The organism is Streptomyces hirsutus (genome assembly GCF_001418415.1).
GTDB lineage: Bacteria > Actinomycetota > Actinomycetes > Streptomycetales > Streptomycetaceae > Streptomyces > Streptomyces hirsutus.
Genome location: NZ_LIQT01000080.1, coordinates 15,493 through 28,957, shown reverse-complemented (window position 1 = coordinate 28,957; position 13,465 = coordinate 15,493). Strand labels below are relative to the sequence as shown.

The following is a 13,465-nucleotide window of genomic DNA, read 5'->3' as shown; positions in this document are numbered from 1 at the left end:
GTGTTCGGCCGGGATCGGGAAGTTCCCGTCGCCGAGGGCTATGGATACATCGGTGTATCGGATACGTTCGCGTATCGAACGGAGGTGGCGGGGTGACCGGGGACGGCAGCACGGGGCGCGGGGCCGGGCGGGTGACCAGACGCCGCGTCCGCACGCGCGCCGACCTTCTCCGGGCGGCGTTCGCCGTGTTCGCGGCCAAGGGCTTCGGACACGTCTCGATCGAGGAGGTCTGCGAGGCCGCCGGATACAGCAGGGGTGCCTTCTACTCGAACTTCGCCACCCTGGACGAGTTGTTCTTCGCCCTGTACACGGAGCGCGCCGAACTCATCGCCGCGCAGGTCTCCGCAGCCCTCGCCGGTGGCGGCCCCGACCTCGACGTGCCCGCCACCGTGGACCGCGTCACCGAGGTGCTGCTGCTCGACCGGGACTGGCTGCTGGTGAAGACCGACTTCCTGGTGCGCGCCGCCCGCGACCCCGACGTCTCCCGCACCCTGCTGGAACACCGCGCCAGGCTGCGCCGCGCCATCGCGGACCACCTGGACCGGGCCCGAGGCCACACCGCACTGCCCGCCGTTCTCGGCACCGTCGAGGGCGCCGCGCACGCCGTGGTCGCCGCGTACGACGGAGTCACCACCCAACTGCTGCTGGACGGGGACGTGGAGCACGCCCGCGCCTGGCTGAAGCAACTGCTGACGGCGCTGCTGACCGACGGCAGCGCCGAATCGGCCGCGCACCGACGCGGATGAGGAAGGGACTTCTCGCCATGGATGCCGACGTCATCGTCGTCGGAGCGGGTCTCGCGGGCCTGGTCGCGGCCCACGAACTGACCAGCCGGGGCCGCAGGGTCGCCCTCGTCGACCAGGAGAACGCCGCCAACCTCGGCGGACAGGCGTTCTGGTCCTTCGGCGGGCTGTTCCTCGTCGGCTCCCCGGAGCAGCGGCGCCTCGGCGTCAAGGACTCCTTCGACCTGGCCTGGAGCGACTGGCAGGGCAGCGCCGGGTTCGACCGGCTCGAGGACGAGGACACCTGGGCGGTGCGCTGGGCGCGCGCCTACGTCGAGTGGGCGGCGGGGGAGAAGCGGTCCTGGCTGACCGGGCACGGCATCTCCTTCCTGCCCACCGTCGGCTGGGCCGAACGCGGTGACCTCCGCGCGGACGGGCACGGCAACAGCGTGCCCCGCTTCCACATCGCCTGGGGCACCGGTACCGGCGTCGTCGAACCCTTCGTCGGCCATGCCCGGCAGGCCTCGCGCGACGGTCTGCTCACCTTCCACCACCGGCACCGGGTCGACGAACTGGTCGTCCAGGACGGCGCCGTGAGCGGAGTGCGGGGCGTCGTCCTGGCCCCGGACGACGCCCCGCGCGGTGTCGCCTCCAGCCGCGAGGCGATCGGTGACTTCGAACTCACCGCCCAGGCCGTGATCGTCACCAGTGGCGGCATCGGCGCCGACCACGACATCGTCCGCCGTCACTGGCCCGAGCGGCTCGGCACCCCGCCCCGGAAGATGGTCACCGGGGTCCCCGCCCACGTGGACGGGCGGATGCTCGGCATCAGCGAGCGCGCGGGCGCGCGCCTGGTCAACCGGGACCGGATGTGGCACTACACCGAGGGCGTACGGAACTGGGACCCGGTCTGGCACGGTCACGGCATCCGCATCCTTCCCGGACCGTCCTCGATGTGGTTCGACGCCCTCGGCCGCCGGCTGCCCGAGCCCTGCCTCCCCGGTTACGACACCCTGGGCACGCTCGAGCACCTGCGCACCACCGAGGACATCGCCGGCCACGACCACTCCTGGTTCATTCTCACCCAGAAGATCATCGAGAAGGAGTTCGCGCTGTCGGGGTCCGAGCAGAATCCCGACATCACCGCCAAGGACCGGACCGGGTTCCTGCGCGAGCGCGTCCTGGGCAAGGGCGCCCCCGGCCCGGTCGACGCCTTCCTGCGCGAGGGCGCGGACTTCGTGACCGCCCCGGCCCTGGAGCAGCTCGTCGAGCGGATGAACGCCCTCACCGACAAGCCGCTCCTCGACGCGGCCGCCGTCCGGCGCCAGATCGAGGCCCGCGACCGGCAGCTCGACCACTCCTTCAGCAAGGACGCCCAGGTGCAGGGCATCCGCAACGCCCGCCGCTACATAGGCGACCGCCTCGGCCGCGTGGCCACCCCGCACCGCATCCTCGACCCCGCGGCCGGCCCGCTGATCGGCGTCAAGCTGCACATCCTCACCCGCAAGACCCTCGGCGGCATCCAGACCGACCTCGACTCCCGCGCGCTGGACGGCGAGGGCAGGCCGATCGGGGGACTGTACGCGGCGGGCGAGGTCGCGGGCTTCGGCGGCGGAGGCGTCCACGGCTACAACGCCCTGGAGGGCACTTTCCTCGGCGGCTGCCTCTTCTCGGGCCGCGCGGCGGGCCGGGCGGCCGCGCGGCAGACGGCGTAGCCGGTTCGGGGCGGGCCGTGTGACACGGCTGCCGCCCGCCGCTCCGGCGCCTCGGACACGCCGGAGCGGTCGGAGGATTCAGCCGTGCCGGTCGTCGAGGAGGCGGGCCAGCACCTCCGCGTGGCTGGTCTCCGGCTCCCGGGCCGCGGTCACCAGAGTCACCCGGCCCCGCGTGGCCAGATCCCTTACGTGTTCGAGGAGTTCGGCAGCCTCGGGAGTGGCGAGCTCCTTCTCGTAGCGCCCGCGGAACTCCTCGTACGGCCGCTCGCCCGTGTGGTACCAGCGGCGCAGGTCCGTCGACGGCGTCAGGCCCTTGGGCCACTCGTCCACGCGGGCCAGGTCCTTGGCCAGGCCACGCGGCCACAGCCGGTCGACCAGGACACGGATCCCGTCGTCCGGCTCGGGTGGTTCGTAGACACGGCGCACACGCACGCTCATGATCGGTCCCTTCCCGCGCTCTCCCGGCGAGCCTAACGCCGCCCACCGGGCCGGGCACGGCGGGCAGGCCGGACGGGCAGGGCGGACGGGCAGGGCGGAACGCGGGCCCGCCTCAGGCGCGGCGCGCCTTCAGGCGCCGCTTCAGCGCGCGCCGCTCCGTCTCGCTCGTGCCGCCCCACACCCCGAGGGACTGCCCTGTGTCCAACGCCCAGTCCAGGCACTGCTGCTGGACAGGGCAGCGTCGGCACACCCCCTTCGCCTGCTCCGTCTGGAAAAGGGCCGGGCCGGAGGTCCCGATCGGGAAGAAGAGGTCGGGATCCTCGTCCCGGCAGGCCGCGCGGGTCCGCCAGTCGTCCATGGAAAATCACCTGATTCGCAGTGGATACGCACCCTTGGGGTGCCGTACTCCGTTACGGGTCACCTGCCGGCACGGGATGAAACAGCGGCTTCGGTGAGGCGCGTCACCCTGGGATCCGTCGGCCGGCCGGCGAGGGGCGCACGGTACCGACTTCTCAACTCCGCAGTGCAGTCACCGCAGTTGCCGCCACCGCCTCGGCCACCGCCGCCAGGGCCGGGGAGTCCAGCTTCCACTGCTGCCAGTACAGGGGCGCGTCGGCCGCGCGGTCCGGGGCGAAGACGGTGAGCCGGCCGGCCCGCAGCAGGGGGTCGGCCTGCGTTTCGGGGACCATGCCCCAGCCCAGACCCGCGGCGACCGCCTCGGCGAACCCTTCCGAGGTCGGAATGAGGTGCCGGCCGGTACTCGCCCCGGTGCGGCCGCGGGTGAGCCGGCGGACGAAGGCATCCTGGAAGTCGTCCCGCCGGTCGAAGGTCACCACGGGCGCCCGCGGCAGCGTCTCCTCCAGCGGCCCGGCGAGGTACCGCGCGGCGAACTCCGGGCTGGCCGCGGGAAGATAGCGCATCCGCCCCAGCAGTCGTACGGAGCAGCCGGGCACCGCGTCCGGCGAGGAAGTCACCGCGGCCATCACCGCTCCCTCCCGCAGCAGCGCGGCGGTGTGGGACTCGTCCTCGCGGCGCAGTTCGAAGCGGAGGCACAGCTCGGCCGGGACGCGGGTGAGAGCCCCGAGGAACCAGGTCGCCAGTGAGTCCGCGTTCACCGCCACCGACACCCGGGTCGGCTCCCCGGCCGAGCTCAGCCCCAGCTCCGCGTACGCGTCCCGCTCCAGCCGCGCCACCTGGCGGGCCAGCCGCACCAGCACCTCGCCCGACTCGGTCGGCCGCACCGGGCGGGTCCGCAGCAGCAGCACCCGCCCGGTGCGCTGCTCCAGCGCCTTCACCCGCTGGCTCACCGCGGAGGGCGTCACATGCAGGGCCGCGGCCGCCGCGTCGAAGGTGCCCTCGTCCACCACGGCGAGCAGGGTCCGTACCTGGTCCAGCGGAAGGTCGTCCATCACATCGGCTAAGGGTACGTAAGAATCATTAGCTGTACTGCGGCAGGGCGAGGCCTCTAGCGTCCTGTGCATGACCGCCGCCCTGACCACCGCCGCCGCCGGATTCGGCACCGGCCTCTCCCTGATCGTCGCCATCGGCGCCCAGAACGCCTTCGTCCTGCGCCAGGGCGTCCGCCGCGAGGCGGTGCTCGCCGTTGTGGGCATCTGCGCGGTGTCCGACGCGCTGCTCATCACCCTGGGTGTCGGCGGGGTCGGCGCACTGGTCGTGGCCTGGCCCGGCGCGCTGACCGCGGTCGGCTGGATCGGCGGAGTGTTCCTGCTCGGCTACGGCGTCCTGGCCGCGCGGCGGGCGATCCGGCCGGCCGGGGCCGGGCTCGAGACGGAGGGCGAGGCCGTGACCTCGCGCCGCCGGGCCGTACTCACCTGCCTGGCGATGACCTGGCTCAACCCGCACGTCTACCTCGACACCGTGTTCCTGCTGGGCTCCGTGGCCGCCGACCACGGGCCGCTGCGCTGGACGTTCGGGCTCGGCGCGGTGCTGGCCAGCCTCTGCTGGTTCGCCGTCCTCGGCTTCGGCGCCCGGCTGCTGAGCCGCTTCCTCGCCCGGCCCGCCGCCTGGCGGGTCCTGGACGGCCTGGTCGCCGCCACCATGATCGTCCTCGGCTGCACGCTCATCGCCGGAAGCTGAGGCGGCGGGCGAGTGCCGCCGCGGGTGCTGCCATAGTGATCCCCGGAAACAAGATGTAGTCACCAACCGGGACGGTCGTGGACCCCAGCGAGAACAGCACCGAACCCCGGGCCGAGGGGCCCGCCCCCGAGCGGGCCGTGTCCGGACCGGCCGCGTCCGCGCCACCCGGCCCACCCGAGCCGGCCGTGGCCGGGGCGGTGCCGACGGAACCGTCCGCACCGTCCCGGCCACGCGGCCTGCGCCGCTGGGCCATGGACACCCGGCCCCTGCGCCGCCCGGCCTACCGCCGGCTGTGGACGTCCACCATCGTCACCGCGGTCGGCAGCCAGCTCACCGCCGTCGCCGTGCCCAAACAGATCTACGACATCACCGGCTCCTCCGCCTGGGTCGGCGCCGCGAGCCTGGCGGGACTGCTGCCGCTGATCGTCTTCGCGCTGTGGGGCGGCGCGATCGCCGACGCCATGGACCGCCGCACCCTCCTGCTGATCACCAACACCGGAATCGCCGTCACCTCGGTGCTCTTCTGGGCGCAGGCCGCCGCCGGGCTGGACTCCGTGGCCGTGCTCATGATCCTGCTCGCGGTGCAGCAGGCGTTCTGGGGGCTGAACGCCCCGGCCCGCAGCGCCTCCATCGCCCGCCTGGTCCCCGAGGACGAACTGCCCGCCGCCAACGCCCTGGGCTCCACCGTCATGCAGACCGGCCAGATCGCGGGACCGCTGCTCGCGGGCGCGCTCATCCCGGTCGTCGGGCTGGCGGAGCTGTATCTGATCGACGCGCTGGCGCTGTGCGTCACCGTCTGGGCGGTGTACCGGCTGCCCGCCCTGCCACCGCTCGGGGCCGCGGTGGCGCGGCGCGCGGGCATCCGGGAGATCGTGGACGGGTTCCGCTACATCGCCGGGCACGCGGTGCTGCTGCTGTCCTTCCTCGCCGACATCGTCGCCATGGTCCTCGGCATGCCCCGTGCCCTGTTCCCGCAGCTCGCCGCCGAGACGTACGCCCCCTACGGTGAAGGGATCGCGCTGGGGATGCTGTTCGCCGCGATCCCGATCGGCGCGGTGCTGGGCGGACTTCTCTCCGGCACGTTCTCCCGGGCCCGGCGGCACGGCTGGATGGTCATCGGGTCCGTGGTGGTGTGGGGCGTCGCCATCACGGGGTTCGGGCTCAGCGACAGCCTGTGGATCGCCGTGGCCTTCCTCGCCGTCGCCGGCGTCGCGGACATGGTTTCGATGGTCTTCCGCGGGGCGATCCTGCTCTCCGCCGCGACCGACGAGATGCGCGGCCGGATGCAGGGCGTCTTCACGGTCGTCGTCGCGGGCGGTCCCCGGCTCGCCGACGTCCTGCACGGCACCGCCGGTTCCTCCCTCGGCCCCCGTACGGCCGTGGCGGGCGGCGGGCTCCTGGTCGTCGTGGTGATGCTCGCCCTGGCCGCCGCGATACCGGCGCTGCGCCGTTACCGGGTGTGAGACGAGCGCGCCCTGCTCCGGCAGGACCCGCCGGAGCGGGCTTCAGAGGACTTTGCGGGTACGCGTCGCCGGCTGTTCCATCAGCCGTACCCGCGTCGCCTCCAGCCGGTGCGCGAGGATCTCGGCGACGCAGCGCACCAGCGTCAGCCCGAGCGCCGGATCCTCCTCGCACAGCCGCAGGACGGCCTCCGCGTCGAACTCGTAGGCGCGGACCCGGCTGAAGGCTTCGGCGCCGAAGTCCCACTCGTGGGGCGGGAAGAGCCAGGACCAGCCCAGCAGGTCGCCCGCGCCGAGCGTGGCGACCGTGACCCGCTGGAACTGGTTCACCCGCTGATCGAGCGACACCGCCCCGGAGCGGATGACCCAGAAGCGATCGGCGGTGGTTCCCGGCTCGAAGATCCTGGTGTCCTCGGGAAAGGACACCTCTCGCGCGAGCGCCATCATGCGCTCCCGCTGCGGCGGAGGCAGGGCGGTCAGGAGTTTGATCGCTTTGGTCATGGGGCGGGGCTCCTCGCCGGGCCATCGGACGGTCCTCTGTCCATTGGAGCCGCTGCCGCCGCCCGGGGCACCTCGGCGACGGCGGAGGCCGTGGTCCGGGAAGTTGAAAGCCCTGGCTGGACGGGGGAAACCAGCCAGGGCCGCAAAAGGTGGTCAGGGAGGACGGTCGTCTACTCCGTCACCACGTATGCGTGAACGATAAACCATTTTTCGGGGCTCGTGCCGCCGGAATCGGGTCGCGTGACCTGTTTCACTCCGGGCGGCGGTCGCCGCATCCGTCGAGCCGGCCGGCCGCCCCGGCGCACCGTGGAGACGGCAGCCGTTCCGGAACGGGCCGAAAGGTTTGCCGGTGCCATGAGGGGTCAGCCGAAAGGGGGTGACCTTTCTCATAGAGCAGGGAGCCGACCAATGTGCCAGGAGCACATGTTTTCAGCCGACACGGAGCCACCCGCCATGGAACCGCTCACCACGGAAGGGCCGTCCACGGAACCTCCCGGCACCGTCCGGGCCGCACTCCAGCGCCCCTACCGGCCGGCCCAGGTGCGTGAGGCCGTGCAGCGGGCGGTGTGCGAACGCTGCCGCGCCACGCACACCCCGTGCGACACCGCCGCCCTCGCGGACGCCCTGCTCGTCGCCTCCGAACTCACCACGAACGCGATCCTGCACGGCGGCGGCGTCACCGACGTCAGGGTCGACGTCGCCGGCCCCGGCGTACGGGTGTCGGTGAGCGACCGCAGTACGGACCTGCCCGTCGCCCGGCCGGCGGCCGGCCCGCAGGGACGCCTCACGCCTGGCGGTCACGGCTGGCCCATCGTCTGCCGGCTGTCCCGCGACATCCGCGTCCGGGACCTGCCCGCGGGCGGCAAGTGCATCAGCGCGCTGGTCCCCCTGCCCTGACCTGCCGCCGGAACCTTTTCCCGGATTTGTGCGGGGAAGCGGAGTTTGCGCCACCGGGCACCGGGCAGTCGGAGGGTCGTGCCTCGGACCGACGGCGCGCCGCCGGAAGAGGCATGGCTGCTGTGGTACCCACTCCGGACGTCCTCACAGCGGCCGCCCCACGGTAGATCGCCCATGACAACAACTGTTCGGGAGCGAAACCGCATGCTCATAGAAACGTCCACCGACCGCCCCGACACCCTCGCCCCCACGACCGCAGGAACCCGCCGGAGGCACGACGACGCCCCCGACACCGCCGCCCTGTTCACCCGGCTGACCTCCCTGGAGGACGGTCCCGAGCGGGAGGCCGTACGCGACGAGCTGGTCACCGCGTGGCTGCCCATGGCCCACCGCATCGCCGGCCGCTTCCGCGACCGCGGCGAATCCGTCGAGGACCTGCGCCAGGTGGCCGCACTGGGCCTGGTGAAGGCGGTGGACCGCTTCGACCCGGACCGCGGAGCCTTCGAGAGCTACGCCGTCCCGACCATCACCGGCGAGGTCAAGCGGCACTTCCGGGACCGGATGTGGGCCCTGCGGGTGCCCCGCCGCGTGCAGGAACTGCGGAACAAGGTACGGATCGCCCGGCGGGACCTCACCCAGACGCCCGGCAGTCCCGAACCCGCCCCGGCGGACATCGCCCGGCACACGGGACTGACCGAGGAGGAGGTCACGGCCGGGCTGGAGGCGCTGGAGAGCTTCAGCACCCTGTCGCTGGACGCGGAGATGTCGCCCGACGACGACGGCTACAGCCTGGCCGACACCCTGGGCGCCTCGGACGCGTCCTACGACATCGTGGTCGACCGTGAGTCCGCCAAGGAGGGCCTGCGCCGCCTGCCGGAACGCGAGCGCACCATCCTGTACATGCGCTTCTTCGAGGACATGACACAGAGCCGCATAGCCGCCCAGCTGGGAATCTCCCAGATGCACGTCTCCCGGCTGATCAGCCGGAGCTGCGCCCGGGTACGCGCCGACGCCCTGGGCGGCCGCATGAGGGGAGCGCGGAGCCGATGAGTGAATCCGAGATTCCGCCGGAGGACGGCCGGCCCGTGGACGTCTACCTCGACCTCCTGAGCATCCGGATGGACACCGAGGACTACCGCCTGCTCCTCCGCGTGGTGGAGCCGGTCCTCCGGGCGATCGAGGAGCACCGGCTGTCCGGTCTCGACCTCGCCCTGGACGGCGGTGACGAGGAACTGCCCCAGGAGGTCCGCGACGAGGCCGCCCTCGTCATCGCCACGGCCGTCACCGGCCGCATGGACAACGAGGTGGTCGAGCTGGAGGTCGACGAGAGCGGACCGGTCAGGGTGGTCACCGACGCGACGACCGCGGCCGATCCGTCCCGCCTCGACGAGATCGCCGACTACATCAGGCAGCGCCACCGGCAGAACGACGAACTGCGCGGCATCGCCGAGGCCAGCGGTCTTCCCACCGACTTCTGAGCCGAGCGGTCACCGACCTCTGCCCCGGCGGTCACCGCCTCCCGAACCCGCCACCCGCTGCCCGCGACGACCGGATCTGCCGCTTGGGTCCTCCGAGCACGCGGCCCTCAGCGCTCGGCCGTCGCCTTTCGGCCGTCGCTCGCCAGCGGGACGTCCAGCGGGCGGGCGAGGCCCACCACCGCCTCGTCCAGCCGCTCCAGATGCCGCAGCACCCGGCCGGTGATCCGGCCGTAGCGCGACGCGCCGTCGCCGCCGGAACCGCCCAGCAGCGAGGCGAAGCTCGGCCCCGTCTCGATCCCGGCCGTGGCGTCCTCGCCCGCGACCCGGGCAGCGATCGTCGCGATGTTGCGCACGGTACGCGCCGCCGCCCCGCGCAGCCGGGGATCCGCCGCGATCGAGGGATGGGCCGGCAACAGCTCGGCCGTCGCCGCCAGCGAACGCGCCTGGTACGCACAGGTCTCCAGGAGCGCGACGACGTACCGCGCGGTGTCGCGCCGGCCCCGCAGCGGAGTGACCGGATGAGTGAGCGGCTTGGTCGCGGCGCGCAGCTCGCCCAGCGCCTCGTCCAGCTCCCGCGCCCGGTCCAGCAGATCGACGGCGGGCCCGCCGCTGAGCTGGTCGACGGCGGCCTCGGTGACCTCGGTGAGCCGTTCCAGCACGGCGCCCAGCAACTCGTTCGTCCGCCGGTCCGTACGCACCGGCAGCACCAGGAACGCGGCGAACACCCCGCAGGCGGCGCCCAGCGCGGTCTCGGCCACGCGCAGGACCAGCACCTCCCAGCTGTAGGTGTGCAGCAGCGTGTACAGCAGCCCCACCATCGCGGTCACGAAGAACGACATCAGCGTGTACGAGAGCGGGGCCGTGTACGCCATCGCGAAGATCAGCACCAGCATCAGGGCGAACGCGGTCCAGGTGTGCCCGCCCACCAGTCCCGCCAGCACGATGCCGGCGACGACGCCGAGCACCGTCCCCAGCAGCCGCCGGTAGCTCTTGACCAGGATCTCGCCCGTCGACTCGGTGTTGATGAAGACGAGCCAGCAGGTCAGGACCGCCCAGTGCCAGCCCTGGGAGGACAGCAGCTCACCACCGGCGATGGCCAGCGACGAACCCACGGCGACCTGGACGGCGGCCCGGGTGGTGGGCCGTCGCAGCCCCTTGGCCTCCTCGGCGGGCTCGTTCTCCTCGACGGCTTCGATCGCGGCGTCCTCGGCGTCCAGCTCCTCCCGGGAGCGGGCCGTCGAGGGGGTGTCGTCCGACTCGTCCTGCGGGCCGTCCAGGGCGATCCGCAGGCCCATCACCGCGCGGGACGTCTCGCCGATGGCCCGGAACACGTCCTGGAGGGCCGGGGAGCAGGCCGGCAGGTTCTCCTCGTCCCGGTAGGAGAGCAGCCGGTTGCGTACATGCGCGATCGACGTTCCCCCCACCCCGGGCCCGGCGTGCAGAACCTGGGTGCGCAGGGAGAGCAGATCGCGGCGCAGCGCCGCGGTGGCCTCGTCGGGCGGGGGCATACGGCCGGCCTCCGGGGCGGGCGCCCCCGGAAGATGCAGGGTCAGCGTGTCCGCGCGCTCGGCGCTGCGGGCGGTGAGCAGCAGCAGGCCGAGCCGCTCGGCGGAGACCTCGGCCTCCGCGATCCGGCGCTGCACCAGCCGTGCCGACGACGCGTCGGGGGTGCCCCGCTCCAGCCGGCTCTGGATCATCAGGGCCGTCTCGTGCAGCCGGGCCGTGCCCGCGCGGACGTCCGCCAGAGCCTCGTCCACCCCGTCGCCGTCGGCGTCGAGCAGTGCCAGCTGCGCCGTCACGAGCTGCGCCAGCCGGGCACGGAAGGCTTCCCGCAACCGCAGGAGGAGCCCGGCCGGGGTCACCGGGACGACGGCGAACCGAAGGACGGCACTGCATCCGAACGCGACGGCCAGGGCGGCCCAGATCCCCGGCAGTCCGTCGACGGACGCGCCGATGAACAGGGACACGAAATAGACCTGGAAGCCGATCAGCCCGAGCCCGGTCCCGCGGTCGCCGAACCGGCGGGCGTACATCGCGCAGAAGATGAGGACGACGAAGAAGAGGTCATCGGCAGTGGTCCGCTCGCTCAGCACCGCGGCCAGCGACACGGACACCATCGCCACCGGCAGACCGAGGGCGAGCGTGACGGCCTGGGCCCCGCGCCGCTTCTCCCGGATGGCGAAGTTGGCGACCGCCGCGGTCATCGCCCCCGCCACCAGTTGGGTGACACCGGCCCCCGTCACGGCGAGCACGGCCAGCGTCAGCGCGAGGGAGCCCACCATCCGGAGCCCGGCCGTCATCCGCAGCATCCCGGGATCGGACGCCGCCAGGCGGTCCCCCAGCCGTGTCCGTACCGAGCGCCCCGCCGCCTTCACGCCGCCGCACACTCCCCGTCGCTCGCGTTGATCAGGATGCAAGCATGGCATGTGCCGTCATTGACCTGCCGGGTGGCTCCATCGGCCGGAAGACCGGCCGGGCACGGCCCGCGAAAAGGCGGAGCGGCGGCGGGGACCGGGTCAGCGTGCCGGCAGGCCCGCCTCCTCGACGTGCGCCCGCACCTGCTCCGGGGTCAGATAGACGTCCGTGTACTCGAAGTCCCGCAGCTTGGCGGGCTGGCGGGCCTGGAAGCCGGTCCGTACGAAATCGTCGCCGGCGATCGAGTTCAGCAGCCAGTTGGTCATGACCCTCGTCTTGGCGACATTGGTGCGCAGTGCCGACCAGTGGTACCCGCGGGCCGCCACCTGAGCGGGCAGGCCCCGCAGCTCCACGCCGAGCGGCCTGGAGACGGCGTCGGTGCCGCCGAGGTCCACGACCAGCCCGAGGTCCTTGTGGTGGTACGGCCGAAGCGGGCGGCCGGTCAGCGTCGCGATGACGTTGTCGGCCACCTGCTTGCCCTGCCGTAGGGCGTGCTGCGCGGTCGGCGGGCACACCGCGCCCTCCACCCCCTTGGCGTGGTCGGGCACCGCCGCGGCGTCACCGAGGGCGAACACCCCGTCCGCGCCCGGCAGGCACATGTCCGCGGTGACCGCGAGCCGCCCGCGTACGGTTTCCGCGCCGAGCGTGGCGATCAGCGGGCTGGCGACCACGCCGGCCGTCCAGATGAGGGTGCGGGTGGGCACCACCCGGCCGTCGGTGAAGGTGACCTCCGTCGGTCCCGCCTTCGCGATGGAGACGCCCAGCGAGATCTCGATACCGCGCCGGGTGAGGATCTCCTGCGCGCTGCGCCCGAGCTTCTCGCCCAGTTCGGGCATGAGCTTCGGTGCGATGTCGATCAGATGCCACTTGATCAGGCCCGGGTCCAGCCGTGGGTAGCGCTCGACGGCGGCATGGGTCAGCCGCTGCAGACAGGCGGCGGTCTCGGTGCCCGCGTAGCCGCCGCCGACCACCACGAACTGCAGCCGCGAGGCCCGCTCGGCCGGATCCTCGCTCGCGTCGGCGAGATCGAGCTGGGCGATGACGTGGTCGCGGATGTAGGCGGCCTCGGCCAGTGTCTTCATGCCGAACGCGTGCTCCGTGAGCCCGGGGATGTCGAAGGTACGGGTGACGCTGCCGGGGGTCAGCACGATGTAGTCGTACGGCTCGTTGACGATCCGGCCGGTGATGCTGCGGACGACGCAGACCTTGGCCTTCGGATCCACGCCGATGGCACCGCCCGGGATGATCCGGGTGCGGTACTTCGCGCTGCGGCGCAGCGACACGGCGACCGACTGCGGGGTCAGCACACCGGAGGCGACCTGGGGGAGGAGCGGCAGATAGAGCTGGTAGGAGATCGGCGTCACCAGGGTGATCCGGGCATCGTCGGGGGAGAGCTTCCGCTCCAGTCGGCGAACGCACTCCACTCCGGCGAATCCTGCGCCCACCACCAGGATCCTGGGTCGTGTCACGGTGTCCATCCCTTTCTGCGGCTCCACACGGTCTGCCTCGAACGCCGACGACCCTTCGCCTGCCCGTGGACCGCTGCCCCGCACCTCCTCGATCGCAACGCATCCCGATCGCGGCAGCGCTCCGGGGCGGGTCCGGACGCAGATCCGGCACGCGCACACGTTCAGCACCACGATGCCCGCACCGGCGCCGGCACGCACCGGGAGAACCGTGGTGCGGGCGGGGCCGCGGGTTCCCGCGCCCCGTACGGTGGGTGCCCGGCCACCGGACGGGCA

13 protein-coding genes are annotated in these 13,465 nt (G+C 72.8%); 7 read left to right on the top strand and 6 right to left on the bottom strand.

What is annotated here, in order from left to right; translation table 11 throughout:
* The first annotated feature begins 131 nt into the window (after positions 1–131).
* Both AOK11_RS07530 and AOK11_RS07525 read left to right on the top strand, forming a co-directional pair.
* Entirely contained in the window at positions 132–746 is a 615-nt protein-coding gene (locus AOK11_RS07530; RefSeq protein ID WP_206188797.1) for a TetR/AcrR family transcriptional regulator, read from the top strand.
* A gap of 17 nt (positions 747–763) precedes the next feature.
* Complete coding sequence (locus AOK11_RS07525; RefSeq protein WP_055592861.1) at positions 764–2,437, top strand: FAD-binding dehydrogenase; 1,674 nt, start codon at positions 764–766, stop codon at positions 2,435–2,437.
* Between the two features lie 78 nt (positions 2,438–2,515).
* Here the strand turns inward: AOK11_RS07525 and AOK11_RS07520 are convergent, their stop codons facing one another.
* The 3 genes from AOK11_RS07520 to AOK11_RS07510 all read right to left on the bottom strand — a co-directional run bounded on the left by AOK11_RS07520 (position 2,516) and on the right by AOK11_RS07510 (position 4,284).
* Positions 2,516–2,875 carry a DUF488 domain-containing protein gene (locus tag AOK11_RS07520; RefSeq protein WP_055592860.1) on the bottom strand — a complete coding sequence of 120 codons (360 nt, stop codon included), beginning with the start codon at positions 2,873–2,875 and terminating at the stop codon, positions 2,516–2,518.
* Positions 2,876–2,987: 112 nt separating this feature from the next.
* The gene (locus AOK11_RS07515) at positions 2,988–3,233 is read right to left on the bottom strand and encodes a WhiB family transcriptional regulator (RefSeq protein ID WP_055592859.1); all 246 of its coding nucleotides are present in this window, start codon (positions 3,231–3,233) and stop codon (positions 2,988–2,990) included.
* A gap of 154 nt (positions 3,234–3,387) precedes the next feature.
* Positions 3,388–4,284 carry a LysR family transcriptional regulator ArgP gene (locus AOK11_RS07510; protein ID WP_055592858.1) on the bottom strand — a complete coding sequence of 299 codons (897 nt, stop codon included), beginning with the start codon at positions 4,282–4,284 and terminating at the stop codon, positions 3,388–3,390.
* 70 nt (positions 4,285–4,354) lie between these two features.
* On the opposite strand from AOK11_RS07510, the gene AOK11_RS07505 reads away from it, so the two are divergent.
* Together AOK11_RS07505 and AOK11_RS07500 are read left to right on the top strand one after the other, a co-directional pair.
* On the top strand, positions 4,355–4,972 hold the full coding sequence (locus tag AOK11_RS07505; protein WP_055592857.1) for a LysE/ArgO family amino acid transporter: 618 nt from the start codon (positions 4,355–4,357) through the stop codon (positions 4,970–4,972).
* A gap of 185 nt (positions 4,973–5,157) precedes the next feature.
* Positions 5,158–6,435 carry an MFS transporter gene (locus AOK11_RS07500; protein WP_055592865.1) on the top strand — a complete coding sequence of 426 codons (1,278 nt, stop codon included), beginning with the start codon at positions 5,158–5,160 and terminating at the stop codon, positions 6,433–6,435.
* A 42-nt stretch (positions 6,436–6,477) separates the two neighbouring features.
* Here AOK11_RS07500 and AOK11_RS07495 read toward each other — a convergent pair whose 3' ends face one another.
* Entirely contained in the window at positions 6,478–6,933 is a 456-nt protein-coding gene (locus AOK11_RS07495; protein WP_055592856.1) for a cyclic nucleotide-binding domain-containing protein, read from the bottom strand.
* Positions 6,934–7,386: 453 nt separating this feature from the next.
* Between AOK11_RS07495 and AOK11_RS07490 the strand changes: the two genes are divergently transcribed.
* From AOK11_RS07490 to AOK11_RS07480, 3 genes are all read left to right on the top strand, one after another.
* The gene (locus tag AOK11_RS07490) at positions 7,387–7,830 is read left to right on the top strand and encodes an ATP-binding protein (protein ID WP_055592855.1); all 444 of its coding nucleotides are present in this window, start codon (positions 7,387–7,389) and stop codon (positions 7,828–7,830) included.
* Between the two features lie 204 nt (positions 7,831–8,034).
* Positions 8,035–8,880 (top strand): SigB/SigF/SigG family RNA polymerase sigma factor, encoded by an 846-nt coding sequence (locus AOK11_RS07485; RefSeq protein ID WP_055592854.1) that lies wholly within the window; start codon positions 8,035–8,037, stop codon positions 8,878–8,880.
* Positions 8,877–9,308, top strand: coding sequence for a hypothetical protein (locus AOK11_RS07480; RefSeq protein ID WP_055592853.1), 432 nt, complete (start codon positions 8,877–8,879; stop codon positions 9,306–9,308). Before AOK11_RS07485 ends, AOK11_RS07480 begins: the two co-directional genes overlap by 4 nt.
* A gap of 107 nt (positions 9,309–9,415) precedes the next feature.
* Here AOK11_RS07480 and AOK11_RS07475 read toward each other — a convergent pair whose 3' ends face one another.
* Together AOK11_RS07475 and AOK11_RS07470 are read right to left on the bottom strand one after the other, a co-directional pair.
* Entirely contained in the window at positions 9,416–11,683 is a 2,268-nt protein-coding gene (locus AOK11_RS07475; RefSeq protein ID WP_055592852.1) for an FUSC family protein, read from the bottom strand.
* A 141-nt stretch (positions 11,684–11,824) separates the two neighbouring features.
* The gene (locus AOK11_RS07470) at positions 11,825–13,201 is read right to left on the bottom strand and encodes an NAD(P)/FAD-dependent oxidoreductase (RefSeq protein ID WP_055592851.1); all 1,377 of its coding nucleotides are present in this window, start codon (positions 13,199–13,201) and stop codon (positions 11,825–11,827) included.
* Positions 13,202–13,465: the final 264 nt, after the last annotated feature.